The sequence below is a fragment of the Actinomadura sp. 7K534 genome, from assembly GCF_004348575.1.
In the GTDB taxonomy this organism is placed as follows: domain Bacteria; phylum Actinomycetota; class Actinomycetes; order Streptosporangiales; family Streptosporangiaceae; genus Spirillospora; species Spirillospora livida.
The window spans coordinates 1-24696 of record NZ_SMKB01000006.1 but is presented as its reverse complement, the minus strand read 5'-3'; the positions used below and the strand labels follow the sequence as shown (position 1 = coordinate 24696).

Genomic DNA, 24696 nt, shown 5'->3' with positions numbered 1-24696 from the left:
GATGAGTTCCGAGCACCCTGAGCAGCGGGCCGAGCAGGCCGCCGACCAGCTGCCCGCGCAGACCGAGGAGGAGCGCCGCGAGCAGCCGGTGGTCCGCCGCGGCATGTTCGGCGCGAAGACGACCGGCGACACCTCCGGCTACGGCGGCCTCGTCGTCCGGCAGACCCCGAAGGTGTCGACGCCGCGCCCCTACGGCGGGCCCCGCGGCGCGGCCGAGCCCGGCGAGTTCGACGAGATCGCCGACGAGCTGGAACGCGCCTACCCCGACTACGGCGACGCGATCGAGCGGGTCGTGGTCGACCGCGGCGAGCTGACGTTCTACGTCAAGCGGCAGCACCTGCGCGAGGTGGCGCGCACCATGCGCGACGACCCGTCGCTGCGCTTCGAGCTGTGCTCGGGCGTGTCGGGCGTGCACTACCCGGCGGACGAGGGCGCGGAGCTGCACTCCGTCGCGCACCTGCTGTCGATCACCCACAACCGGCGGGTGCGGCTGGAGGCGACCTGCCCGGACGCCGACCCGCACATCCCGTCGCTCGTCCCCGTGTACCCCACGAGCGACTGGCACGAGCGCGAGACCTACGACTTCTTCGGGATCGTCTACGACGGTCACCCCGCGCTGACGCGGATCGAGATGCCGGACGACTGGGTCGGCCACCCGCAGCGCAAGGACTACCCCCTCGGCGGCATCCCCGTCGAGTACCGAGGTGCGGAGATTCCCCCGCCGGACGAAAGGCGGTCGTACGTATGAGCTCGACCAAGTACACCGAGTACGACGCCTACGCGGCGGAGGAGGCGGCGTCGGGGACGGCCGGCGGCGAGACGCAGGGCCGGATCTTCGACGTCGGCGGCGCGGACTGGGACCAGGTCGTCGCCGGCGCCGAGGAGGCGGACGACGAGCGCCTCGTCGTCAACATGGGCCCGCAGCACCCGTCCACGCACGGCGTGCTCCGGCTGATCCTCACCCTCGACGGTGAGACGATCAACGAGGTCCGGCTGGTGATCGGCTACCTGCACACCGGCATCGAGAAGAACATGGAGTTCCGGACCTGGACGCAGGGCACCACGTTCTGCACCCGGATGGACTACCTGGCTCCGCTGTTCAACGAGGCGGCGTACTGCCTCAGCGTGGAGCGGCTGCTCGGCATCGAGGACCAGATCCCGGAGCGCGCCCAGATCATCCGCGTGATGATGATGGAGCTGAACCGGATCTCCTCGCACCTGGTGGCGATCGCGACGTTCGGGCTGGAGCTCGGCGCGACGACGGTGATGCTCAACGGCTTCATCGAGCGCGAGTACACCCTCGACCTGTTCGAGGAGATCACCGGCCTGCGGATGAACCACGCCTACATCCGGCCGGGCGGGGTCGCGCAGGACCTGCCGAGCGGCGCGACCAGCAAGATCCGCGACTACCTGGACCGGATGCCGAAGCGCATCCGGCAGCTCCGCAAGCTGCTGGACGCCAACCCGGTGTTCCTGGCCCGCACGAAGGACGTCGCGTACCTCGACCTCACCGGCTGCATGGCGCTCGGCGTCACCGGCCCGGTGCTGCGCTCGACCGGTATCCCGTGGGACCTGCGCAAGTCGCAGCCGTACTGCGGCTACGAGACCTACGACTTCGAGGTCCCGACGCAGGACACCTGCGACGTGTACGGCCGCTACCTCGTCCGGATGGCCGAGATGGAGGAGTCGCTGAAGATCGTCGAGCAGTGCCTGGACCGGCTGCAGACCGTCAAGGGCCCGGTGATGATCGAGGACAAGAAGATCGGCTGGCCGGCGCAGCTGGCCATGGGCGCGGACGGCCTCGGCAACTCGCCCCGGCACATCGCCCACATCATGGGCACCTCGATGGAGGCGCTGATCCACCACTTCAAGCTGGTGACCGAGGGCTTCCGGGTGCCGGCCGGGCAGGCGTACGTGCCGATCGAGTCGCCGCGCGGCGAGCTCGCGGCGCACGTGGTGAGCGACGGCGGCACCCGCCCGTTCCGCGCCCACTTCCGCGACCCGTCCTTCGTCAACCTGCAGGCCGTCCCGGCGATGTCCGAGGGCGGCATGGTCGCCGACATCATCGCCGCGGTGGCCAGCCTCGACCCGGTCATGGGGGGTGTGGACCGATGACGTACGAGCCGGAGGTTCGTGAACGGCTGGAGCGCGACGCCAAGGACATCATCGGCCGCTATCCGCGGCCGAGGTCGGCGCTGCTGCCGATGCTGCACCTCGTCCAGTCGGAGGAGGGGCACGTCACGCAGGACGGCATCGAGTTCTGCGCGGAGCTGCTCGGCATCACGCCCGCGCAGGTCACGGGCGTCGTGACGTTCTATACGCAGTACAAGCAGAAGCCGGTGGGGGAGTACCACGTCGGCGTCTGCATCAACACGCTGTGCGCCATCATGGGCGGCGACCAGATCTGGGACGAGCTGAGCGAGCACGCCGGGGTCGGCAACGACGAGGCCACCCCGGACGGCAAGGTCAGCCTGGAGCGGATCGAGTGCAACGCGGCCTGCGACTTCGCGCCCGTGATGACGGTCAACTGGGAGTTCTTCGACAACATGACTCCCGAGAAGGCCAAGAAGCTGGTCGACGACCTGCGGGCGGGGCAGCCGGTGCTGCCCACGCGCGGGCCGGAGCACCTGGCCACGTGGCGGGAGGCGTCCCGCATCCTCGCCGGGTTCCCCGACGGGCGCGCCGGCGAGGGCGTCCAGGCCGGTCCGGAGTCGCTGCGCGGCCTTGAGCTGGCGCGCGAGCGCGGCTGGGAGGCGCCGGCGGCGGACGTCGACCGCGCGCGGCCGGACGAGCCGGTGCGGCCCGAGGAGATCTCGGCGCCGCCGCACGAGCCGGGCAAGCCGATCCCCGGTGACGCGAAGCCCGGCAGCCAGGAGGGACGGAGCAAGTGACCACGCTGACACCGGTCCTCACCGGCAACTGGGACCAGCCCGACTCGTTCACCCGCGCGGGCTACGAGCGCGGGGGCGGCTACAAGGCGCTGCGCAAGGCGTTCGGGATGGACCCGGACGACATCGTCCAGGCGGTCAAGGACTCCGGGCTCCGCGGCCGCGGCGGCGCGGGCTTCCCCACCGGCATGAAGTGGGGCTTCCTGCCGCCGACCAGCCCGAACCCGCGGTACCTGGTCGTCAACGCGGACGAGTCCGAGCCGGGCACGTGCAAGGACATCCCGCTGATGATGGCGAACCCGCACGTGCTCGTCGAGGGCACCATCATCAGCTCGTACGCCATCAGGTCGAACATCGCCTTCATCTACGTGCGCGGCGAGGTGCTGCACGTGATCCGCCGGCTGCACCAGGCGGTCGCGGAGGCGTACGAGGCGGGCTACCTCGGCAAGGACATCCTCGGGTCCGGCTACGACCTGGACATCGTCGTGCACAGCGGCGCCGGCGCCTACATCTGCGGCGAGGAGACGGCGCTGCTGGACTCCCTTGAGGGGTTCCGCGGCTGGCCCAGGCTGAAGCCCCCCTTCCCGGCGGTGGCGGGCCTGTACGGCGGGCCCACCGTCATCAACAACGTCGAGTCGATCGCGTCGGTTCCCTCGATCGTCGGGAACGGCCCGGAGTGGTTCGCCGCGATGGGCACTGAGAAGTCGCAGGGCTTCGGGATCTTCTCGCTGTCCGGGCACGTGACGCGGCCCGGCCAGTACGAGGCGCCGCTCGGCATCACGCTGCGGGAACTGCTCGACATGGCGGGCGGCATCCGGGAGGGGCACCGGCTGAAGTTCTGGACGCCCGGCGGGTCGTCCACCCCGATCTTCACCGACGAGCACCTGGACGTGCCGCTGGACTTCGAGTCCGTCGGCGCCGCCGGGTCGATGCTCGGCACCCGCGCGCTGCAGATCTTCGACGAGACGACCTGCGTCGTCCGGGCGGTGCTGCGCTGGTCGGAGTTCTACGCGCACGAGTCGTGCGGCAAGTGCACGCCGTGCCGCGAGGGCACCTACTGGTACAAGCTCATGCTGAAGCGGCTGGAGGCCGGCCAGGGCACCGAGGAGGACCTGGAGACCCTGCTGGACATCTCCGACAACATCCTCGGCCGCGCGTTCTGCGCCCTCGGCGACGGCGCGACGAGCCCGGTCGTGTCGTCCATCAAGCTGTTCCGGGACGAGTACCTCCAGCACTTCGAGCGGGGCGCCTGCCCGTTCGACCCGGCCGAGTCCACCCTCTGGGGAGGTGCCAAGTGACCGTCACCGACGACAAGTCGGCGGTGGAGAAGCGCGAGGACATGGTCTCCTGCACCATCGACGGCTTCGAGATCGAGGTGCCGAAGGGCACCCTGATCATCCGGGCCGCCGAGTTGCTCGGCATCCAGATCCCGCGGTTCTGCGAGCACCCGCTGCTCGACCCGATCGGGGCGTGCCGGCAGTGCCTGGTGGAGATCCCCGACGCCGGCAACGGCCGCGGGATGCCGAAGCCGCAGGCGTCGTGCACCACGCCGGTGATGCCGGGCATGGTCGTCCAGACCCAGCTCACCTCGCCGGTGGCCGACAAGGCGCAGCACGGCGTCATGGAGTTCCTGCTCATCAACCACCCGCTGGACTGCCCGGTCTGCGACAAGGGCGGCGAGTGCCCGCTGCAGAACCAGGCGATGTCCAACGGCCGCGGCGAGACGCGGTTCGTGGAGACCAAGCGGACGTGGCCGAAGCCGATCCCGCTGTCCAGCCAGGTGCTCCTCGACCGGGAGCGCTGCATCCAGTGCACGCGCTGCACCCGGTTCTCCGAGGAGATCGCCGGCGACGCGTTCATCGAGCTGACGAACCGCGGCGCGAAGGAAGAGATCGGGATCGCCGAGGACCGGCCGTTCCAGTCCTACTTCTCCGGCAACACCGTGCAGATCTGCCCGGTGGGCGCGCTCACCGGCACCGCGTACCGGTTCCGGTCCCGCCCGTTCGACCTGGTGTCGACGCCGAGCGTCTGCGAGCACTGCGCGTCCGGCTGCGCGATGCGGACCGACCACCGGCGCGGCAAGGTGACGCGGCGGCTGGCCGGGGACGACCCGCACGTCAACGAGGAGTGGAACTGCGACAAGGGCCGCTGGGCGTTCACCTACACGACGCAGCCCGACCGGCTCACGCACCCGCTGGTCCGCAACGAGGACGGCGTGCTGGAGACCGCGTCGTGGCCGGAGGCGCTGACCATCGCGGCCGAGGGCCTCGCGGCGGCGCGCGGCTCCGCGGGCGTGCTGACCGGCGGCCGCGTCACCCTTGAGGACGCCTACGCCTACGCCAAGTTCGCGCGGATCGCGCTTGGCAGCAACGACGTCGACTTCCGGGCCCGGCCGCTGTCCGACGAGGAGTCGCGCTTCCTCGCCTCGTCGGTCGCGGGACGCTCGATCGAGGTGTCCTACGCCGACCTGGAGAAGGCGCCGGCCGTGCTCCTCGCCGGCTTCGAGCCGGAGGAGGAGTCGCCGATCGTCTTCCTGCGGCTCCGCAAGGCGTTCCGCAAGAACGCGCTGAAGGTGTACGCGGCGGCTCCGTTCGCGACCCGCGGGCTGGGCAAGGTCGGCGGCACGCTGCTGCCGACGGCGCCCGGCGCCGAGGCCGACACGCTCGCGTCGCTGATCGGCGACGCGGACCGGTCCGACGTCCGGACGCTGCTGGAGGCGCCCGGCGCCGTCATCCTGGTGGGCGAGCGGCTCGCCGGCAGCCCCGGCGCGCTGACCGCGGCGGTCCGGCTGGCGCGGGTGACCGGCGCCCGGCTGGCGTGGGTGCCGCGCCGGGCCGGGGAGCGCGGCGCGCTGGAGGCCGGTGCGCTGCCCGGCCTGCTGCCGATCGGCCGCCCGGTGACCGACCCGGCGGCGCGGGCCGAGGTGGCCCGCGTCTGGGGCGTCGCCGCACTGCCCGACGCGCCCGGCGAGGACACCGCCGGGATCATCGCGTCGGCGGGCCGGGGGGAGCGCGGCGCGCTGCTCGTCGGCGGCGTCGACCCCTACGACCTGCCCGACCCGGAGGCGATGCTCCGGGCGCTCGATGCGACGCCGTTCGTGGTGAGCCTGGAGCAGCGGCCGAGCGCGGTCACCGACCGCGCCGACGTCGTCTTCCCGGTCGCGGCCGTCGCGGAGAAGTCCGGCACGTTCGTCGACTGGGAGGGCCGCGGCCGCCAGTTCGACGTCGTGCTCAAGGCCGCCGGGCGGATGTCCGACCTGCGGGTGCTGGACTCCCTCGCCGACGAGCTGGACGTCCACCTGGGCCTGCCCGGCCCGGAGGCGGCGCGCCGCGAGCTGACCGAGCTCGGCGCCTACCGCGGCGAGCGCCCGGAGGCGCCGGACGTGGCGCAGGCGCTCCCGCCGCACCCGGAGCGCGGCGAGGCGCTGCTCGCGACGTGGCGGCTGCTGCTGGACCGGGGACGCCTGCAGGACGGCGAGCCGTTCCTCGCGGGCACCGCCAAGGCCGCGGCCGCGCGGCTGTCGCCCGCGACGGCCGCGGAGATCGGCGCCACCGAGGCGGTCACGGTCTCGACGGCGCGCGGCGAGGTCACGCTGCCGCTGGAGGTGACCGCCGACCTGCCCGACCGGGTGGTGTGGCTGCCGACCAACTCGGCCGGCTGCTCGCTGTACCGGGACCTCGGCGCGGCGGCGGGCAGTGTGGTCGGGATCGCGAGCGGGGTGCTCCGGTCCGCGACCGCCGCGACCGGCGCGACCGCGCCGGAGTCCGGCGCGACGGCCGTGTCCGGCGCGCCGGCGGCGTCCGATGAGAACGCTGGAGGGAGCAAATGAGCGCGCTCGCTGCGGCCCTGCCTCTGCAGGCGCCCCTGCCTCTGCAGGCGCCCCTGGCGCCGGTCGCCGCGGACCCGACGCTGGAGGACTTCGGCTCGGACCCGTGGTGGCTGATCGGCGGCAAGGTCCTCGCCGTCTTCGCGTTCCTCGTCGTGACCGTGCTGCTGACGATGTGGATCGAGCGCCGCGTCATCGGCCGGATGCAGCTGCGCGTCGGCCCGAACCGCGCGGGCCCGTTCGGGCTGCTGCAGGGCCTCGCGGACGGCATCAAGCTCGCCCTGAAGGAGGACATCGTCCCCCGCCAGGTCGACAAGGTCGTGTTCGTCCTGGCGCCGGTCATGGCCGCGGTGCCCGCGTTCATCTCGTTCGCCATCATCCCGATGGGGCCGACGGTCTCGATCTTCGGGCACCAGACGCCGCTGCAGGTCACCGACCTTCCGGTCGCGGTGCTGCTGGTGCTGGCGATGGCGTCGATGGGCGTCTACGGGATCGTGCTCGCCGGCTGGTCGTCGATGTCGCCGTACTCGCTGCTCGGCGGGCTCCGCTCGTCCGCGCAGGTGATCTCCTACGAGATCGCGATGGCGCTGTCGTTCGTGGCCGTGTTCATGTTCGCGGGCTCGATGTCCACCTCGGAGATCGTCGCGGCGCAGCAGGACCGCTGGTTCGTGCTGCTGCTGGCCCCGTCCTTCATCGTGTACGTGATCACGATGATGGGCGAGTCGAACCGCATCCCGTTCGACCTGCCCGAGGGCGAGGGCGAGCTGGTCGGCGGCTTCCACACCGAGTACTCGTCGCTGAAGTTCGCGATGTTCTTCCTCGCGGAGTACATCAACCTCGCGACGCTGTCGGCGCTCGCCACCACGCTGTTCCTCGGCGGCTGGCGCGCTCCCGCGCCGATCTCCACGGTGTGGGCGGGGGCCAACTCCGGCTGGTGGCCGGTCCTGTGGTTCCTGGCCAAGGTGTTCCTGTTCATCTTCTTCTTCATCTGGCTGCGCGGCACGCTGCCGCGCGTCCGCTACGACCAGCTGATGAAGCTCGGCTGGAAGGTGCTGATGCCCTTCTCGCTCGGCTGGATCCTGCTGGTCGCCACCATCCGCGCGCTGCGCAACGAGGGCTACGACATGCAGCAGATCGTGATCGTCGCCGCGGTCGCCGCGGCGGTGGTCCTGGTGGCGACGGTGCTCTGGGAGATGTTCCGGGGCGGCGAGGACGAGAAGGAGATCGTGCCGGGCGCGGGCGAGGGCGGCAAGTCCGCCCCCGCGGCCGGCGGTTTCCCGGTGCCGCCGATGGACGCGCCCCACTACCGCGGTGGGCCGGCCGGCGCATCCAAGATCAGTACCCCTCCTGAGGAGGTCACCAGTGGGACTAACTGATTTCCTGAACCCGGTGAAGGGGTTCGGGGTCTCGTTCCACCAGATTTTCATGAAGAGCGAGACCGTTCAGTACCCCGAGGTGAAGAAGCCGACCGCGCCGCGCTTCCACGGGCGGCACCAGCTCAACCGGTGGCCGGACGGCCTGGAGAAGTGCATCGGCTGCGAGCTGTGCGCCTGGGCGTGCCCCGCCGACGCGATCTTCGTCGAGGGGGCGGACAACACCGCCGACGAGCGCTACTCGCCCGGTGAGCGGTACGGCCGCATCTACCAGATCAACTACCTGCGCTGCATCCTGTGCGGGCTGTGCATCGAGGCGTGCCCGACGCGGGCGCTCACGATGACCAACGAGTACGAGCTCGCCGACGACAGCCGCGAGAGCCTCATCTACACCAAGGAGATGCTGCTCGCACCGCTGCGCGAGGGCATGGAGGCGCCGCCGCACGAGATGCGGCTCGGCGACACCGAGGAGGACTACTACCGCCTCGGCCTCCAGCCCGAGGAGCCCGCGCCGACGGGGTCGTCCGAGGGGGGACGACCCCCCGCGCCCCCCGGGACGCCTTTGGCGCCGACCATTCCTTCCGAGGAAGGCGGACGCGCGAGCGCGGACCAGGCGGTCAAGCGCGAGAAGTCCCGCAAGCGGGGTGAGAGCGCGTGATCTCCGCGATCCAGGGCGCCCCCGTCCTCGCGGCGGAGGTGGCCGACAAGCAGGCCGGCGAGCCGTTCTTCTTCTGGCTGCTGGCCGTCGTGTCGGTCGCCGCCGCCCTCGGCATGATCTTCATGCGGAAGGCGGTGCACTCGGCGCTGCTGCTGGCGACCGTGATGCTGTCGCTCGCCGCGCTGTACGCGATCCAGAGCGCCCCGTTCCTGGCGTTCGTGCAGGTGATCGTCTACACCGGCGCGGTGCTGATGCTGTTCCTGTTCGTCGTGATGCTCGTCGGCGTCAGCTCCACCGACTCGCTGGTGGAGACGATCCGCGGGCAGCGCTTCTGGGCGGCCGTCGCCGTGTTCGGGTTCATCGCGCTGCTGGGCGCCGGGCTCGGCAACGCGGCGTTCGGCGGCACGGCCGGCCTGCAGCAGGCCAACGCCGAGGGCAACGTCGTCGGCCTGGCCCGGCTGCTGTTCTCCAAGTACGTGTTCGCGTTCGAGGCCACCAGCGCCCTGCTGATCACCGCGGCGCTGGGCGCGATGGTGCTGGCGCACCGCGAGCGGACCGGGGAGAAGCCGACGCAGAAGGTCCTGTCCAAGCGGCGGTTCCTGTCCGGCGACCACCCGGGGCCGCTGCCCGGCCCCGGCACCTATGCCCGGCACAACGCCGTGGACATGCCGGCGCTGCTGCCCGACGGGACCACGTCGGAGCTGTCGGTCAACCCGGTCATCGCCGCCCGCGTCGACACGGCCGAGCGGCACGCCGACCTGCACGGCTCGACCGCGGAAGAGGCGGTCGAGCGGAACGTGCGGGACGTCAAGGCCGTCACCGCGGAGGCCGCGGACGCGGACGCCGAGGGGCGCGTCGCCAAGCCCGGGACGCGGGCCGCGGGCGGCAACGAGGGTGAAGGCGAGGCCGGTTCATGAGTCCCGAGCACTATCTGGCGCTTTCGGCGATCCTGTTCACCATCGGGGCGCTCGGCGTCCTCGTGCGCCGCAACGCGCTCGTGGTCTTCATGTGCATCGAGCTGATGCTGAACGCGACGAACCTGGCGTTCATCTCGTTCTCCCGAATGCACGGCAACCTGGACGGTCAGATCATCGCCTTCTTCGTGATGGTGGTGGCCGCCGCGGAGGTCGTGGTGGGCCTCGCGATCATCATGACCGTCTTCCGGACCCGCAGATCCGCGTCGGTCGACGACGTGAACCTGCTGAAGTACTGAGAGGCTGGGATGAAAGCGGAAGGCATCCAGGCCGCGTCCTGGCTCCTCATAGCGCTCCCGCTCGCGGGCGCCGCGATCCTCCTGCTCGGGGGGAGGCGCACCGACCGGTGGGGACACCTGCTCGGCGTCGCCATGTCGGTGGCCTCGTTCGCGGTGGGCGTGGCGATGTTCGCCCAGATGCTCGGGTACGCCGCCGACGAGCGGCGGCGCATCCTGCACCTGTGGGACTTCATCGACGTCGGCGCGTTCAAGGTCGGCATGGACCTGCTGGTGGACCCCCTGTCCATCAGCTTCGTGCTGCTGATCACCGGGGTGGGCTCGCTCATCCACATCTACTCCGTCGGCTACATGGCCGAGGACCCCGAGCGGCGCAAGTTCTTCGCCTACCTGAACCTGTTCGTCGCGGCGATGCTGCTGCTGGTGCTCGGTGACAACTTCCTCGTCATGTTCATCGGCTGGGAGGGCGTCGGCCTCGCCTCGTACCTCCTGATCGGGTTCTGGCAGTACAAGCCGACCGCCGCGACCGCGGCGAAGAAGGCGTTCGTCGTCAACCGCGTCGGCGACATGGGGCTGATCATCGCGATCGCGCTGATCTTCGCGACGTTCGGCACCATCGAGTACGGGGCCGTGCTCGGCACCGGCGCCGAGCACGCCGGGCTGGCGTCCCAGCTCAGCACCGGCACCGCCACCGCGATCGGGCTGCTGCTCCTGCTCGGCGCGTGCGGCAAGTCGGCGCAGCTCCCGCTGCAGTCCTGGCTCCTGGACGCGATGGAGGGCCCGACCCCGGTGTCGGCGCTCATCCACGCCGCCACGATGGTCACCGCCGGCGTGTACCTCATCGTCCGCGCCGGGCCGATCTTCGAGATGTCGGAGACCGCGCAGCTCGTGGTGACGATCGTCGGTGCGGCGACCCTGCTGTTCGGTGCGATCATCGGGTGCGCCAAGGACGACATCAAGAAGGCCCTCGCCGGCTCGACGATGTCGCAGATCGGCTACATGACGCTGGCCGCCGGGCTCGGCAAGGCCGGGTACGTCTTCGCCATCGCGCACCTCATCGCGCACGGCTTCTTCAAGGCCGGTCTGTTCCTCGGCGCGGGGTCCGTCATGCACGGCATGAAGGACGACGTGAACATGCGCCACTACGGCGCGCTCCGCTCGGTGATGATGATCACCTACGCCACGTTCGGCCTCGGGTACCTCGCCATCATCGGGTTCCCCGGGCTGTCCGGCTGGTTCACCAAGGAAGGGATCATCGAGGCGGCGTTCGACAAGGGCGGCACGTCCGGGGCGATCCTCGGCGCGTGCGCGCTGCTCGGCGCCGGCATCACCGCGTACTACATGTCGCGCGTGATGTTCATGACGTTCTTCGGCGAGAAGCGCTGGGCGGACGACGTCCACCCGCACGAGTCGCCGAAGATCATGACCGTCCCGCTGATCCTGCTGGCGGTCGGCTCGCTCGCCGCGGGCGGCTTCCTGATCCTCGGCGGGTTCGCCCACTTCCTGGAGCCGGTCGTCGGGACGCCCGAGAAGGAGCACCACTTCGCGCTGATCACCCCGACCGGCGCGGTCTCCCTCGTCCTGATGGTGGCCGGGGCGGCCATCGCGTGGCGGCAGTACGGCAGCCGGAAGGTGCCGCGTGAGGCGCCCAAGGGCTCGTTCGTCACGGTCGCGGCGCGCAAGGACCTCTACGGCGACGCGCTCAACGAGTCGCTGCTGATGCGTCCCGGGCAGTGGCTGACCCGGCTCGCCGTCTGGTTCGACGGGCGCGGCGTCGACGGCCTCGTCAACGGGACCGCCGCCGGCATCGGCGGCACGTCCGGCCGGCTCCGGCGGGTCCAGACCGGCTTCGCCCGTTCCTACGCCCTTTCGATGACCTTCGGCGCTGCGCTCGTGGTCGCCGCGCTCCTGGTGGTGAACGTTTCATGAGCGACTTTCCCTGGCTGAGCGTCCTCATCGCGCTGCCGGTGGTGGGCGCGGTGCTGGTCAGCGTCATCCCGCGCGAGCGGGAGGCGCTGGTCAAGCAGGTCGCGCTCGGCGTCTCCGTCCTCGTCGCGGTCCTCGCCGGGATCATGGCGGCGGGCTTCGACGCGGGCGGGCCGCGCTTCCAGTTCGAGGAGCGGTACTGGTGGATCCGGGAGTTCGGGATCCACTGGGCGCTCGGCGTCGACGGCGTCTCGCTGACGCTGATCCTGCTGTCGGTCATCCTCGTGCCGCTGGTCATCCTCGGCTCGTGGGGCGAGGCCGACCGGTCCGGCGGGGTGGACGTCCCGCCGAAGCGGTCGGTGAAGACCTACTTCGCGCTGCTGCTGTCCCTCGAGGCGACGATGATCGGCGTCTTCGCGGCGACCGACGTGTTCGTCTTCTACGTCTTCTTCGAGGCGCTGCTCATCCCGATGTACTTCATCATCGGGTCCTACGGCGGCGCGCAGCGCTCCTACGCCGCGGTGAAGTTCCTGCTGTACTCGCTGTTCGGCGGGCTGCTGATGCTCGTCGCGGTCATCTGGCTCTACCCGCTGTCGGCGAAGCCGGCCGCGGAGGGCGGCCTCGGGCAGGGCACGTTCCTGTTCACCGAGCTGTCGAAGCTGGACATCGACCCGACGACGGCGAAGTGGCTGTTCCTCGGCTTCTTCATCGCGTTCGCGATCAAGGCGCCGATGGCGCCGGTGCACACCTGGCTGCCGGACGCGGCGCAGCAGTCCCCGGCGCCCGCGCTGGTGCTGCTCGTCGGCGTGCTGGACAAGGTCGGCACGTACGGGATGCTCCGGTTCTGCCTGGAGCTGTTCCCCGGCGCGGCCCGGTGGGCGACGCCGGTCGTGATCGTGTTCGCGGTCGCCAGCATCATCTACGGCGCGATCCTCGCGATCGGGCAGGTCGACATGAAGCGGCTGATCGCCTACACGTCGATCTCCCACTTCGGGTTCATCGTGCTCGGCATCTTCGCGATGACGTCGCAGGCCCAGTCGGGCGCGGCGCTGTACATGGTGAACCACGGGTTCGCCACGGGCGCGCTGTTCCTCGTCGTCGGGTTCATGATCGTCCGGCGGCGGTCGGCGCGGATCGCCGACTACGGGGGCATGCAGAAGGTGGCGCCCGTCCTCGCCGGGTCGTTCCTCATCGCCGGCCTGTCGAGCCTGTCGCTGCCCGGCCTCGCGCCGTTCGTGTCGGAGTTCCTCGTCATCGTCGGCACGTACACGCGCTACCAGTGGGCCGCGATCGCGTCCGTCATCGCGGTCGTGCTCGCCGCCGTCTACATCCTGTGGATGTACCAGCGGACCATGGGCGGCCCGGCCGCGCCGGCCGTCGAGGGCCTGAAGGACCTGTCCGTGCGGGAGAAGTGGGTCATCGCGCCGATCCTCGCGATCATCGTGGCGATGGGCTTCTTCCCGCAGCCGGTACTGCACGTGATCAACCCGTCGGTGAACGAGACGCTGGCCCGCGTCGACCAGCGGGACCCGGCACCGGACGTCACCGGTAACGTAGCCGAGAACGGAGCCCGTCCATGAGCACCAGCAGTCACGTGAGCGCGGTCCTCGCGCAGGGGGGTGAGATCCCCGCGCCGCACATCGAGTACGGGCAGATCGCCCCGATGCTGCTGGTCTTCGGCGCCGCCGTCCTCGGCGTCCTCGTCGAAGCGATCGTCGGCCGCCGCTCCCGCTACTTCGTGCAGGTGCCGATCGCGTTCCTTGGCCTCGCCGCCGCGTTCGTCTGGACGATCATGCTGGGCTGGCGCGAGAACCCGCACAGCGTCGCCGCCGAGGGCGCCCTCGGCGTGGACGGCCCGACCCTGTTCCTCCAGGGGACCATCCTGGTGCTGGCGCTGGTCAGCCTCCTGCTGATCGCCGACCGCGGCACCGGCCGGGCGGGCGGCGCCGTCGAGGGGCACTTCGCCGCGCAGGCGTCCGCCCTGCCGGGCAGTGAGGCGGAGCAGCGCACCGCCGAGGCGGGGGCCGTCCAGACCGAGGTCTACCCGCTGATGATGTTCGCCGTCGGCGGCATGATCATGTTCCCGGCGTCGAACGACCTGCTCACGATGTTCGTGGCGCTGGAGGTGCTGTCGCTGCCGCTGTACCTGCTGTGCGGGCTCGCCCGCCGCAGGCGCCTCCTCTCGCAGGAGGCCGCGGTCAAGTACTTCCTGCTGGGCGCGTTCTCCTCGGCGTTCTTCCTGTACGGCATCGCGCTGCTGTACGGGTACGCGGGGTCGGTGCGCCTGTCGGACATCGCCGCGCAGATCGCGCGGGACGCGGGCAACGAGAGCCTGCTGCTCGCGGGCGTCGCGCTGCTGTCGGTCGGGCTGCTGTTCAAGCTCGGCGGCGTCCCGTTCCACATGTGGAAGCCGGACGTCTACCAGGGCGCCCCCACGCCGATCACGGCGCTGATGGCGTCGTGCACCGTCGTGTCGGCGTTCGGCGCGATCGTCCGCGTCTACTACGTCGCGTTCGAGACGCTGGAGTGGGACTGGCGGCCGTTCATGTGGGCTGTGGCCATTCTCACAATGGTCGTCGGGTCGATCGTCGCGATCACCCAGACCGACATCAAGCGGATGCTGGCCTACTCCTCCATCGCGCACGCGGGGTTCCTGCTCCTCGGCGTGATCGCCACGTCGCCGAACGGCCTGTCGAGCACCCTGTTCTACCTGCTCGCCTACGGCTTCGCCTCCGTCGGCGCGTTCGCCGTCGTCACGATGGTGCGGGACGCGGGCGGCGAGGCGGGCCACCTGTCGCGCTGGGCGGGGCTCGGCAAGCGCTCCCCGGTCGTCGCCGGAACGTTCGCCTTCTTCCTGCTGGCGTTCGCCGGGATCCCGCTGACCAGCGGTTTCACCGGGAAGTTCGCGGTGTTCAAGGCGGCGGTCGAGGAGGGCGCGACGCCGCTGGTGATCGTCGCGGTGATCGCCTCCGCCGTGGCGGCGTTCTTCTACGTCCGGGTGATCGTCCTGATGTTCTTCAGCGACCCCGACCCGGACGGCCCGGTCGTGGTGGCCGGCCCGGCGACCGCGGTCGCGGTCGCGCTCGGCCTGACGGCTACTGTGGTACTCGGCGTGCTCCCACAGCCCATTCTGGACCTTGCGGGACAAGCCACGACCGACATGTTCGTCCGGTAGGGAGTCCTGGGTGAGCCACCCATCTGCTGAGAAGTCCGGCGGGCCGGCCGAAGCGGCGACCGGCCCGTTCGGGCTTCCCGTCGACGCCGCCCTCGCGGCGGACGCCGCCCGCCGCCTCGCCACCGTCGAGGAAATGCTGACGGAGTGCGTGCGCGGCGACGACGCGCTGCTCACCGAGGCGTCCCGGCACCTGGTCGAGGCGGGCGGCAAGCGGTTCCGGCCGATGCTGGTCCTGCTGGCCTCCCACTTCGGCGACCCGGACGCGCCCGGCGTCGTCCCCGCGGCGGTCGTCGTCGAACTCACCCACCTCGGCACCCTCTACCACGACGACGTCATGGACGAGGCGCCCGTCCGCCGCGGCCAGGAGTCGGCCAACTACCGCTGGACCAACACGGTCGCCATCCTCACCGGCGACTACCTGTTCGCCCGCGCGTCCGACCTGCTCGCGGACCTCGGCCCCGAGGCCGTCCGCGTCCAGGCCCGCGCGTTCGGCCGCCTCGTCCGCGGCCAGATGCAGGAGACCGTGGGCCCCCGCTCGGACGACGATCCCCTGAAGCACTACCTCCAGGTCGTCGCCGACAAGACGGCGTCCCTCATCGCCGTCTCCGGCCACTTCGGCGCGCTGCTCTCCGGGGCTTCCCCCCACGTGGTGCACACCATCACGTCGGCGTGCGAGAAGATAGGCGTCGCCTTCCAGCTCTCCGACGACATCCTCGACATCGCCTCCGAGACCGAGGAGTCCGGCAAGACGCCCGGCACCGACCTGCGCGAGGGCGTCCGCACCCTCCCGATGTACCACGTCCTCGGCGGCATCGGCTCCGGCCCGGACGACGCCCGCCTCCGCGAGCTCCTCGTCCAGGACCTCTCCGAGGACGACGCGCTCCACGCCGAGGCCCTCGCCCTCCTCCGCGCTCACCCGGCCATGGACCGCGCCCGCGCCGACCTGCGCCGCTGGGCCGAGGACGCCCGCACCGAACTCCTCACCCTCCCCGACATCCCCGCCCGGGACGCCTTCACCGGCCTCTGCGACTACGTGGTGTCGAGGACGGGCTAGCCCGGCCACCGGGGAACCCGGCATCTACACAACACGAGGCCGTGTGCCCGCCGACGTGGGTCGGCGCGCACACGGCCTCGTTGTCTTCTACGCGTTCTGGGGTTCGGGTTCTTCGGTCAGGCCGCGGGACTTCATGGCGTGCAGGACCAGGTCGATGAGGACCTGCTTGCAGGAGTCGAGGTCCCGGGCGTCGCACAGCATGACGGGGACCTTGGGGCCCAGGTTCAGGGCCAGCTGGATCTCCGCCAGGTCGTAGCGCTTGGCGCCCTCGAAGCAGTTGACCGCGACGATGAACGGGGTGTTGCGGCGCTCGAAGTAGTCGACCGACGGGAAGCAGTCGGACAGGCGGCGGGTGTCGGCGAGGACCACGGCGCCGAGGGCGCCGAGGGATACCTCGTCCCACATGAACCAGAAGCGCTGCTGGCCCGGCGTCCCGAAGAGGTAGAGGACGTAGTCCTCCTTCATCGTGATGCGGCCGAAGTCCATCGCGACGGTGGTGGTGTCCTTGCGCTCCACACCGGAGACGTCGTCGACGCCGACGCTCTTGTCGGTGAGGACCTCCTCGGTGCGCAGCGGCTGGGTCTCGGACACCGTCGCGACCATCGTGGTCTTGCCGACGCCGAATCCACCCGCGATCACGATCTTTACCGCCGTGGGGAGCCTGCGGGCGCGCACGCCGTGCCGTCCGCCCCCGGCGCTAGAGGGCCCGGAGACCATCGATCACCGCCTTGTAGAGCCTGATGTCGTGCATGTCCGCCTCGGGTTCGGGTTCCTGCATCGAGACGAACCCCTTGTCGAGGAGGTCGCCGAGCATCACCCGCACGGTCGCGACGGGCAGGTCGAGGTGGCCGGTGATCTCCGCCACCGACATGACCGACTGGCAGAGCCGGATGATGGCCAGGTGCTCCGGCCCTAGGCCGATCGCGCCCTCCGGCTCGGGGCCGACCGCCACGACGAGCGTGATCAGGTCGAACTCGCCGCGGGTCGGCTCGATGCGGCCGCTGGTCATCACGTAGGGGCGCACCATCGGGCCGGCCTGCTCGTCGAGCAGCCGGCCGCGGGCGGGCGGCAGCGTATCGTCGGGCCACTGGTCCGGCGGATCCTCGGGGGGCATCATGTCGCGCCTCCCTCGGCGGCGGACTCCGACCGCGCCGGGGTGGTGAGGTGGTGGCCCATGGCCGTGACGAGCATCGCCATCTCGTAGGCGATGAGGCCGACGTCGGCCTCGTCCCCCGCGAGGACGGCGAGGCAGGCGCCCTTGCCCGCCACCGTCACCAGCATGAACGCCGACTGCATCTCGATGATCGTCTGCCGGACGGGGCCGCCGCCGAAGCGGACGCCCGCGCCCTTGGCGAGGCTCTGGATGCCGGCGGCGACGGCGGCGAGGTGCTCCCCGTCATCCTGCGTCATGCCCTCGGAGGACGCCATCAGCAGGCCGTCCGCCGACAGCACGACGGCACTGCGGGTGTGCGGCAGCCGGTGGACCAGATCGTCCAGCAGCCAGCCCAGATCCGAGGTCGAACCGGTCTTCTGCGTCACTGATCTTCCTCGCCTTCCGCTGCGTTCTCTCGCCTTTCCTGCCGTTTCGCCTGGGCCGCGTCAGAGCGGCCCTGCCTGCTGCCCCGCTGGTAGGAACCCATGATCCGCTGGATCTCCTCGGGAGAGCGGCCGGGGTCCGCCACCTCCTCCTGCTCCTCGGCGGCGGCGGCTTCGCCCGCCCGCAGGGGCTCGGCCAGGTTCGCCTGGGGCACCCGGACAGGCAGACCGGACGGTGTGGTGGAGATATCGGGCACGGGTGGCTGATCCTCCGGCTCGGTGGTTGCGGATTCACCCCCGTCGTCGGGGGCGGCGTCCTCGTGGGCGCGTGCGCCGTCGTCGGGTGCGTCCCCCTCGGCCGGTTCGGACGCGGGCGGCGGCACGGCCACGAGCGCCGGGCCGGTGGAGGACGGGGACAGCGTCGCCGTCGCCCCGGACGACCTGGGACTGGACGCCTGGGCATCGCCCCCCGCGGCCCCCTGCGGCATCGGCCGTCCGCCCGCGGGCGCGCCCACCGCGGTCGGCTGGCGCACCTCCAGGCCGTTCTGGGTGGTGGCACCGGCCTTGACGGGCTCGGGCCCCTGCTCGCTGATCAGCTCCCGGGGGATGACGACCACCGCGGTGGTGCCGCCGTAGGCGGAGCGCTTCAGCGAGACCTGCACGTTGTACCGCTCGGCGAGCTTGCTGACCACGAACAGGCCGAGCTGCACGGAGCTCTGCAGGTTGAAGTCGGGCGGGTCGGCGATCCGCTCGTTGATCTCGGCGAGCTTCTCGTCGGTCATGCCGAGGCCGCGGTCCTCGATGTCGATGGCGAAGCCGCTGGCGACGAGGTGCCCGCCGACCTGCACGACGGTGTCGGGCGGGGAGAACGACACGGCGTTCTCGATCAGCTCGGCGAGCAGGTGGGTGACGTCACCGACGGCGCGTCCGGCCAGCTCGACCGGGCCGAACGGCAGGACGGTGACGCGGGTGTAGTCCTCGACCTCGCCGACCGCGGCGCGGACGACGTCCACCATGGGGACGGAGTTGCGCCACCCGCGGGCCGGGAGGGCGCCGGAGAGCACGATGAGGTTCTCGGCGTTGCGCCGCATGCGGGTCGCGAGGTGGTCGAGCCGGAACAGCTCCTCCAGCTCCTTGGTCTCGATGTCGCGGCGCCGCTCCATGGTGTCCAGCATGGTGAGCTGCCGGTGCACGAGGGTCTGCGTGCGGCGGGCCAGGCTGAGCAGGACGTCCCGGATGCCGCGCCGCAGCTCGGCCTGCTCGACGGCGGTGCGGATCGCGGTCTCCTGGACGGCGTTGAACGCGCGTCCCACCTGCCCGATCTCGTCGTTGCCGAACCGCAGCGGCGGCGCCTCGACCGCGACGTCCACCTGCTCGCCGTGGCCGAGCCGGTCGACGACGCCGGGCAGGCGCTGCTCGGCCAGTTCCCAGGCGGCGGCGCGCAGCCGTTCGAGCTGCCGGACGAGGGCCCGGGCGGTGGTGATGGACACGACGATGGACGCGATGACCGCCAGCAGCCCGAGACCGCCGGCCAGCGCCAGCCGGAGGATGATCCCGTAGCCCATCGGCTTCGCGCGTTCGAGAAGCCGGTCGCCTCCGTCGAGGACGACCTGCTCCAGCTGCTTCTGGACCGGGAGCATCGAGGACTCCCACTCCTGGGACGTGATGCGGATCGGCCCGGTCGTCTTGCTCTGGACGATGCGGTCCTCGAGACCGCGCAGCCGAACGTACTCGCTGCTCCTGGCCACCCCGTCGTACTGGGCGCGGTCTTCCTGCGGAAGCTCGGCGGCGGCCTCGTCATGGAGGAACCGCTGGGTCCCCACCAGCTGGGTGAACTGGGCGTGTTCGGTCGGCGTGAAGCGCCCGGCCGCGAGCACTCCGGCGAGCAGCGCGTCCTCGCGGGAGAGGATCTCCTTGGCGCGGGTGAGGGAGTTGAGCGTGCGGCTGTCCTTGGCGATGGCGTCGTCGTCCACGCTTCCGGCCGAGGTGTAGAGGCGGAAGGCGACGTCGATGAAGTCGTTGAAGGGCTGGGCGGCCTGGCTCCGCTCCAGTGAGCGGGCGTCGATGGCGTTCCGGCCCGCGGTGATGGCGGTCAGGCGGCTGAGTGACTCCTTGATGCTCTTCTTGGTGTTGTCACTGGCCATCCTCGACACGGTGCCGCTGGCGACTCTCTCCCGGTAGTCGGCCGACGCGGAGTCCACGCGCTGGCGCTGTGCGTCCAGCGCGGCGCGCTGCTGCCTGCCCGGGCTTCCCAGGTAGGTCAGCGAGAGCCTGCGTTCCTGCTGCAGTTCCGTAACCAGAGTCACGGCGGGCCGGGTGACGTTCTGGTCGAGCGTGCTGACGGTGAGCAGATTCAGTCCCTCGCGCATGGTCACCCAGGCCGCGAAGACCCACAGTGCCGCGAGCGACACGAGCAGGGCGGTAATTTTCGTCCGCAGACGTGAGTTGCGGAAGCGCATCAACCTGTCCTCAACGAGTTCCCGAGCGCACGGCGGACCGCCGGGGGTGACGGTTGCCGGGTCGCTGGTGTACAGGCGCGCGGCGACGGGGGCTGTCGCGTGCGCACGCGGAGTACCTTAGCAACGTTGCGGGCTCAGATGATGTACTTTGTTCCCGTGAGCGGGGATTACGCCATTGACCATCTTGCAGTGTGAGACACGAAACATGGGCGCAACGCTTATTTAGCACAAATCGGGTCTAATGCCGCGTTGGTCGGCCAGCCGGTGCGCTGCCAGGACGGACGCGCGCACAATCGCGATCGGCAGGTACAGGTCCTTGTCGTGCCATAGCGCCGGCCACTCGGCGGCTCCGTCGTCCGGCCGGTCCGGTGCGGGGAGGTTTTTACAGCCGAAGGTCACAGATTTCTTAACCCTTCCCGCCGCATCCCACATGGCGCTATCCCGCGAGTCTGACAGCAGGATCTGAATGGCGTAGGCGGTCTCTTCGACCGTCCCTTCCCAGCGTCCCCACGACCCGCCGGACCGCTGGGTCTCCAGCGTCCACGCGCGGGCGCGTCGCACCGCCCCTGCGCCCTTTTCGCCGCCGAACCGGTCCAGCGCCACGACGCAGCACATGGTCGCGTAGTAGGGCGAGGCGTGCCACCGGTCCGTCCAGCTCCCGTCCGCCTCCTGCCGGTCGCACAGCAGGTCGACGAGCTTGTCGACCGTCGCCGCGTACCGTCGGGCCGCCGCGGTCGGCGGTGCCTCGCCCCGGCGCACGGCTTGGAGGTACTGGCCGAACGCCTCCAGGACGTGCGCGTTGACGCTTACCGAGAAGCCGTTCTCGCCGGGCCAGGTAGAGAAATGCGTGTCCGTCTCGTACGACCACAGCATGTCGGGGGCCCGTGGCACGCCGAGGAGACCGAGCGCGTACAGGGTCGCCGACGTGGTGTCGGCGTCCGCGGGGAGCCCTTCCGCCGCCGGGGTCCCGACCGGGCCGAGCGCGCCGTCGAGACCCTGCACCAGCGGGGCGGGCACGTTCGCGGCGACCCCGGTCCGCGCGAGGATGCCGAGCACCCAGGCGCGTTCGAAGACCGTGACGGGGATGCCGCAGGGCGCGAGACCGGCGTGGTCGCCCACGACCGTCTCCAGGAAGACCCGCGCCGGGTGGTGGGGATCGCTCGCGTCGCGCTCGTTCAGCCAGGCGGCCGTGGCGGCGGGCGACGCGCCGACCGCTCCCAGCGAGCCCGGACGGACCGCGGGCGCACCCCGCGCCAGATCGCCCGCGACCTCAAGGGCGTGCAGCACCTTCTCCGGCAGGACGATACCGGCGCCGAGCGCGGCCCGGATGGTGGCGAGCCTCGTCCCGTCCAGGTCCTTCGGACGGCCCAGGCGACCGTCCAGGACCGCCGGGTCGAGGCCGGACGAGGGCAGTTCCCGGAGGGCGGCGAGGTGGTCGTTGATCGAGTCGATCAGCGCGCTGGCGATGAGGTCGTTCGCCGGCATGTCCGGCAGGGCGTCGGCGGTCATGCCGGACAGCCGCCCGGCGAGCGCGGGCAGGACGCGGTTGAGCGTGCCGGCGAGTTCCTCGGTGCGCACGCTCGCGTCCGACCGGTCGCCCGCGCGTTCGCGCAGCACCTTGAGCATCGCCTCCACGGCGCTCAGCGTCGGGACGACCATGTACCCCTCCGGCGCTCCCCAGAAGCCGTCCGGACGCCGGGCGTCCAGGAGGTACCGCAGCCGCGGGCCGTGCCCCTTCAGCCAGGAGGCGAGGGAGACCAGCCTGCCGGTCTCGTAGATCGACGGCGAGACCTGCCCCCACGGTCGCGCGAGCAGGCCGGCGAGCAGCTCCTGGGCCGCGGCCGGGCCGGCGTTCGGCCGTGCCTCCTGACCGGTGGTCACAGCGTCCCCCAGTAGTCGGTCTCGCCGTAGAACCCGATGCAGAAGTCGATCTGGCGTTCGAGGTAGTAGGCCAGCCGGGGATGGTCCTCGCGCAGGGGGACGACGACCTCCCGGAACCGCCCGGTGAGCTCGGCGACATGCCGGTCTATCTCGTCCCGTCCGACGTCGAGCAGGAGGGCGTTGAGGTCCCCCCACTCGACGTCCCGCTCGTAGCTGCCGATGTCGTTGATCAGGCGCCCGGCCCGCTGCGCGGCCCAGCTCGCCGCCTGGATCGCCGCGATGTCGGCCTCGCCCGGCGGCGGGCTGGCGGAGATCCACTGCGAGAGGAACGCGAAGGAGAACCCGAAGTTGTCCGAGTTATCCAGATACTCGGCCAGGGTGGGGCGCTTCCCGGCGGACCGCCAGTCCCATTCGTGCGCCATCGCGTGCAGGAAACGCGCGAGCTGGTCCCGCCAGGCGGGCAGCAGCGCGGGGAACGCGGGGGACTCCGCCAGCCCGTCGCGGATGTCGGCGAGCGAGAGCATCAGATCGTCGTCGGCCGGCGGCTCCCCGTCGGCGACGGCCAGGCACCCGGCGACGACGTCGTCCACTTCGGCCCGCGAGGTCGCCACGTAGTCGATGCGCCAGTCCACGCCGAAGCCCCAGACGGCGGTGCGGTTCGTCAACTGCAGCTCGTCGCTCGTCGCCCACGGCGCGCTGAACGCCGTGCACAGGCAGACCGTGTTGTAGAGAGTGGGATCGAAGGGTTTGGCGGAGAACAGGCGGCCGTACCGCTCCGCCCACCGCTGCGTCTCCCTCCCAGCCTGACCCGCCACCGCGCAGATCGCGCCGCTCGGGGTGGCCGCGGGCAGGCCGGTGACATCGATTTTTTCCATGGTGAAGACCATCCCGGGAGTGGTGCGTTCCAGATGACGTTCAGCGTGGCGGTGCGTCCGATGGCTCAGCGCCGGACGGGCTGCAGCGTGATCTCGACCCGCTCACGCGGCTTCAGAGTGAGGTCCACCCGTGGCTCGATCGGTTGCGGGCTCGCCAGCACCGGGCGGTACCTGCTGAGCAGCGTGGCCAGGATCAGCGGTGCCTCGATGTAGAAGAAGACGCGGCCCGCGCACTGATGGGGACCACCACCGAACGCCATGAAGGCGAAACGGTGCCGGGAGCGGTCGGAGACGAACCGCTCCGGGTCGAAGACGTGCGGCTGGGGCCAGACGTCCGGCAGCCGGTGCGTGAGGAACGGGCTGATGGCGATCGTCGAGCCGGCCTTGAGCCGCACCCCGTCGATGACGTCGTCCTCGCGCACCCCCCGCGGGGTGATCCAGCCGACGGAGAAGAGGCGAAGCGCCTCCTGCAGCACCATCTTGGTGTAGGTCAGCTTCGGGACGTCGTCATAACGGGCCGGACCCGTCCCCACTACGCGGTCGATCTCGTCATAGAGCTTCGTGCGGACGTCCGGGTACGCGTCCAGCGCCCCCCACAGGAACGTCAGGATCGACACCGTCGTGTCCGTCGCCGCCATGAACAGCCCGACGATGCCGTCGCGGACGGCCTTGTCGTCGAGCGCCGCGCCGTCATCGCCCCGCGCGTGGATGAGCATCGAAACGACGTCCCGGCTGCCGTCGTCCTCGCGGCGGCGCGCCTCGTGGACGATGGGGAAGACGAGGTCGTCCAGGGCCCGCACGGCGCGGTTGAAGGTCCGGTCTCCCGGCAGCGGCACGGAGAACGGGATGAACGGCATCAGCATCCGCGAGCGGAACGACGACGTCGTCGCGGTCACCATGGCTTCGCCGAGCTGGTCGATCTTCGAAAGCTCGATGCGGTCGCCGAGCAGCACCCGGATGATCGTCCGGTAGACGATCCGCGTCATCTCCCCGTAGGCGTCGACGGGCCGTCCGTCCGCGGCGCGCTCACCCAGGACGTCCACGGCCTCGGCGATCGTGGCGGTCATCTCGTCGGCGACCAGCGCGGTGCTCGGCGCTGACAGGAGGTTCTGGTAGACCCGGCGCCGGATGTTCCACGACGCGCCCAGGTCGGAGGTGTCGCCGACCAGGCGTCCGACGGGCTTCCACATCATGCCCTCGCGCCGGAAGTTGTCGACGTTGTCGCGCAGGACGTACTGCAGGTGCTCCGGCCGGGTGATCAGGTATGGGCGGAACGGGCCGAGGTTCGCCCGCACTATCTCGCCGTTCGCTTCACGTCCCATCAGTTCGAACGTTCCCAGCGGATCGCGCACCAGCCGCGGCAGATGGCGAAGGGGCAGCGTCCGTGCTTTCCGAGCGGACCGGGTGCCGACATCGACGGTCATTCTCGATTCCCTTGACGTGGTGACGCGGGCAGTCCGGGTGGCGGGAGCCCCGAGAGCATCGATCAGTAGTCGGTATAGGCGCTTTGTGGCGATATGAAGCCCGCTGACGGGTTCGAGTGGAGTATCACATGATCATTTGACGAAAACAAGCAGCTAGTTGGTAGGAAATATGACAATCCACGCGTGACGTGCCTCACTTCACAAGTGATGCGTCGCCCCGGTCAGAAGTGCCCTGACTTCTCGTTCGATGCTGGGTCGAATGCTCTTAAATCGAGCACCAGTTCGAAGCATCGCCCATTCGACCTGCACAAACCCGGATCACGGGACCAAACTCTCGCTCCCGAACCTCACGACAGAGTCGGGCTCCCGCACCCCGGCCCCCACACCTCCGGTCAGGGTCGAGTGACGACG

At 70.7% G+C, this 24696-nt stretch carries 19 protein-coding genes and 1 pseudogene; 13 read left to right on the top strand and 7 right to left on the bottom strand.

Annotated features, from left to right (window positions below; translation table 11 throughout):
* The first annotated feature begins 1 nt into the window (after position 1).
* From E1266_RS02470 to E1266_RS02410, 13 genes and pseudogenes are all read left to right on the top strand, one after another.
* Positions 2 to 748: an NADH-quinone oxidoreductase subunit C gene (locus E1266_RS02470; protein WP_132043256.1), complete on the top strand. Its 747-nt coding sequence runs from the start codon at positions 2 to 4 to the stop codon at positions 746 to 748.
* Entirely contained in the window at positions 745 to 2115 is a 1371-nt protein-coding gene (locus tag E1266_RS02465; protein ID WP_132043254.1) for an NADH-quinone oxidoreductase subunit D, read from the top strand. Before E1266_RS02470 ends, E1266_RS02465 begins: the two co-directional genes overlap by 4 nt.
* Positions 2112 to 2891, top strand: a complete 780-nt coding sequence (nuoE, locus tag E1266_RS02460) for an NADH-quinone oxidoreductase subunit NuoE (protein ID WP_132043252.1) — start codon at positions 2112 to 2114, stop codon at positions 2889 to 2891. Before E1266_RS02465 ends, nuoE begins: the two co-directional genes overlap by 4 nt.
* The gene (gene nuoF, locus E1266_RS02455) at positions 2888 to 4186 is read left to right on the top strand and encodes an NADH-quinone oxidoreductase subunit NuoF (RefSeq protein ID WP_132043250.1); all 1299 of its coding nucleotides are present in this window, start codon (positions 2888 to 2890) and stop codon (positions 4184 to 4186) included. Before nuoE ends, nuoF begins: the two co-directional genes overlap by 4 nt.
* Positions 4183 to 6717: an NADH-quinone oxidoreductase subunit G gene (locus E1266_RS02450; RefSeq protein WP_207945378.1), complete on the top strand. Its 2535-nt coding sequence runs from the start codon at positions 4183 to 4185 to the stop codon at positions 6715 to 6717. The genes nuoF and E1266_RS02450 overlap by 4 nt, the downstream gene beginning before the upstream one ends.
* On the top strand, positions 6714 to 8090 hold the full coding sequence (gene nuoH, locus E1266_RS02445; protein WP_132043248.1) for an NADH-quinone oxidoreductase subunit NuoH: 1377 nt from the start codon (positions 6714 to 6716) through the stop codon (positions 8088 to 8090). Before E1266_RS02450 ends, nuoH begins: the two co-directional genes overlap by 4 nt.
* 49 nt (positions 8091 to 8139) lie before the next feature.
* Positions 8140 to 8577 (top strand): annotated as a pseudogene (gene nuoI / locus E1266_RS02440) (NADH-quinone oxidoreductase subunit NuoI); the annotation flags it as partial.
* Between the two features lie 164 nt (positions 8578 to 8741).
* Positions 8742 to 9662, top strand: a complete 921-nt coding sequence (locus E1266_RS02435; protein ID WP_132043244.1) for an NADH-quinone oxidoreductase subunit J — start codon at positions 8742 to 8744, stop codon at positions 9660 to 9662.
* Positions 9659 to 9958 (top strand): NADH-quinone oxidoreductase subunit NuoK, encoded by a 300-nt coding sequence (gene nuoK, locus E1266_RS02430; protein WP_132043242.1) that lies wholly within the window; start codon positions 9659 to 9661, stop codon positions 9956 to 9958. The genes E1266_RS02435 and nuoK overlap by 4 nt, the downstream gene beginning before the upstream one ends.
* A 9-nt stretch (positions 9959 to 9967) precedes the next feature.
* Positions 9968 to 11884: an NADH-quinone oxidoreductase subunit L gene (nuoL, locus tag E1266_RS02425; RefSeq protein WP_132043240.1), complete on the top strand. Its 1917-nt coding sequence runs from the start codon at positions 9968 to 9970 to the stop codon at positions 11882 to 11884.
* A complete protein-coding gene (locus tag E1266_RS02420; protein ID WP_132043238.1) occupies positions 11881 to 13461 on the top strand; it encodes an NADH-quinone oxidoreductase subunit M in 1581 nt (526 codons plus the stop codon). Before nuoL ends, E1266_RS02420 begins: the two co-directional genes overlap by 4 nt.
* On the top strand, positions 13458 to 15056 hold the full coding sequence (gene nuoN, locus E1266_RS02415; protein WP_132043236.1) for an NADH-quinone oxidoreductase subunit NuoN: 1599 nt from the start codon (positions 13458 to 13460) through the stop codon (positions 15054 to 15056). Before E1266_RS02420 ends, nuoN begins: the two co-directional genes overlap by 4 nt.
* Positions 15057 to 15189: 133 nt before the next feature.
* Positions 15190 to 16110: a polyprenyl synthetase family protein gene (locus tag E1266_RS02410; protein WP_132043367.1), complete on the top strand. Its 921-nt coding sequence runs from the start codon at positions 15190 to 15192 to the stop codon at positions 16108 to 16110.
* 87 nt (positions 16111 to 16197) lie between these two features.
* Here the strand turns inward: E1266_RS02410 and E1266_RS02405 are convergent, their stop codons facing one another.
* The 7 genes from E1266_RS02405 to E1266_RS02375 form a co-directional block, all read right to left on the bottom strand.
* Positions 16198 to 16827, bottom strand: a complete 630-nt coding sequence (locus tag E1266_RS02405; RefSeq protein ID WP_132043234.1) for an ATP/GTP-binding protein — start codon at positions 16825 to 16827, stop codon at positions 16198 to 16200.
* Complete coding sequence (locus E1266_RS02400; RefSeq protein ID WP_132043232.1) at positions 16808 to 17227, bottom strand: DUF742 domain-containing protein; 420 nt, start codon at positions 17225 to 17227, stop codon at positions 16808 to 16810. Before E1266_RS02400 ends, E1266_RS02405 begins: the two co-directional genes overlap by 20 nt.
* Positions 17224 to 17649 (bottom strand): roadblock/LC7 domain-containing protein, encoded by a 426-nt coding sequence (locus E1266_RS02395; RefSeq protein WP_132043230.1) that lies wholly within the window; start codon positions 17647 to 17649, stop codon positions 17224 to 17226. Before E1266_RS02395 ends, E1266_RS02400 begins: the two co-directional genes overlap by 4 nt.
* Positions 17646 to 20105, bottom strand: a complete 2460-nt coding sequence (locus E1266_RS02390; protein ID WP_132043228.1) for a nitrate- and nitrite sensing domain-containing protein — start codon at positions 20103 to 20105, stop codon at positions 17646 to 17648. Before E1266_RS02390 ends, E1266_RS02395 begins: the two co-directional genes overlap by 4 nt.
* Positions 20106 to 20327: 222 nt before the next feature.
* A complete protein-coding gene (locus E1266_RS02385; RefSeq protein WP_132043226.1) occupies positions 20328 to 21986 on the bottom strand; it encodes a hypothetical protein in 1659 nt (552 codons plus the stop codon).
* Positions 21983 to 22861 carry a hypothetical protein gene (locus tag E1266_RS02380; RefSeq protein WP_132043224.1) on the bottom strand — a complete coding sequence of 293 codons (879 nt, stop codon included), beginning with the start codon at positions 22859 to 22861 and terminating at the stop codon, positions 21983 to 21985. The genes E1266_RS02385 and E1266_RS02380 overlap by 4 nt, the downstream gene beginning before the upstream one ends.
* A gap of 65 nt (positions 22862 to 22926) precedes the next feature.
* Complete coding sequence (locus tag E1266_RS02375) at positions 22927 to 24183, bottom strand: cytochrome P450 (RefSeq protein WP_165965899.1); 1257 nt, start codon at positions 24181 to 24183, stop codon at positions 22927 to 22929.
* Between the last annotated feature and the right edge of the window lie 513 nt (positions 24184 to 24696).

Excerpts from the sequence above, each read along its gene's own strand:
- E1266_RS02470 (WP_132043256.1), top strand. The coding sequence starts at position 2 with ATGAGTTCCGAGCACCCTGAGCAGCGGGCCGAGCAGGCCGCCGACCAG.
- E1266_RS02465 (WP_132043254.1), top strand. The coding sequence starts at position 745 with ATGAGCTCGACCAAGTACACCGAGTACGACGCCTACGCGGCGGAGGAG.
- nuoE (WP_132043252.1), top strand. The coding sequence starts at position 2,112 with ATGACGTACGAGCCGGAGGTTCGTGAACGGCTGGAGCGCGACGCCAAG.
- nuoH (WP_132043248.1), top strand. The coding sequence starts at position 6,714 with ATGAGCGCGCTCGCTGCGGCCCTGCCTCTGCAGGCGCCCCTGCCTCTG.
- nuoK (WP_132043242.1), top strand. The coding sequence starts at position 9,659 with ATGAGTCCCGAGCACTATCTGGCGCTTTCGGCGATCCTGTTCACCATC.
- nuoL (WP_132043240.1), top strand. The coding sequence starts at position 9,968 with ATGAAAGCGGAAGGCATCCAGGCCGCGTCCTGGCTCCTCATAGCGCTC.
- E1266_RS02420 (WP_132043238.1), top strand. The coding sequence starts at position 11,881 with ATGAGCGACTTTCCCTGGCTGAGCGTCCTCATCGCGCTGCCGGTGGTG.
- nuoN (WP_132043236.1), top strand. The coding sequence starts at position 13,458 with ATGAGCACCAGCAGTCACGTGAGCGCGGTCCTCGCGCAGGGGGGTGAG.
- E1266_RS02410 (WP_132043367.1), top strand. The coding sequence starts at position 15,190 with ATGCTGACGGAGTGCGTGCGCGGCGACGACGCGCTGCTCACCGAGGCG.
- E1266_RS02405 (WP_132043234.1), bottom strand. The coding sequence starts at position 16,827 with ATGGTCTCCGGGCCCTCTAGCGCCGGGGGCGGACGGCACGGCGTGCGC.
- E1266_RS02400 (WP_132043232.1), bottom strand. The coding sequence starts at position 17,227 with ATGATGCCCCCCGAGGATCCGCCGGACCAGTGGCCCGACGATACGCTG.
- E1266_RS02390 (WP_132043228.1), bottom strand. The coding sequence starts at position 20,105 with ATGCGCTTCCGCAACTCACGTCTGCGGACGAAAATTACCGCCCTGCTC.
- E1266_RS02380 (WP_132043224.1), bottom strand. The coding sequence starts at position 22,861 with ATGGAAAAAATCGATGTCACCGGCCTGCCCGCGGCCACCCCGAGCGGC.
- E1266_RS02375 (WP_165965899.1), bottom strand. The coding sequence starts at position 24,183 with ATGGGACGTGAAGCGAACGGCGAGATAGTGCGGGCGAACCTCGGCCCG.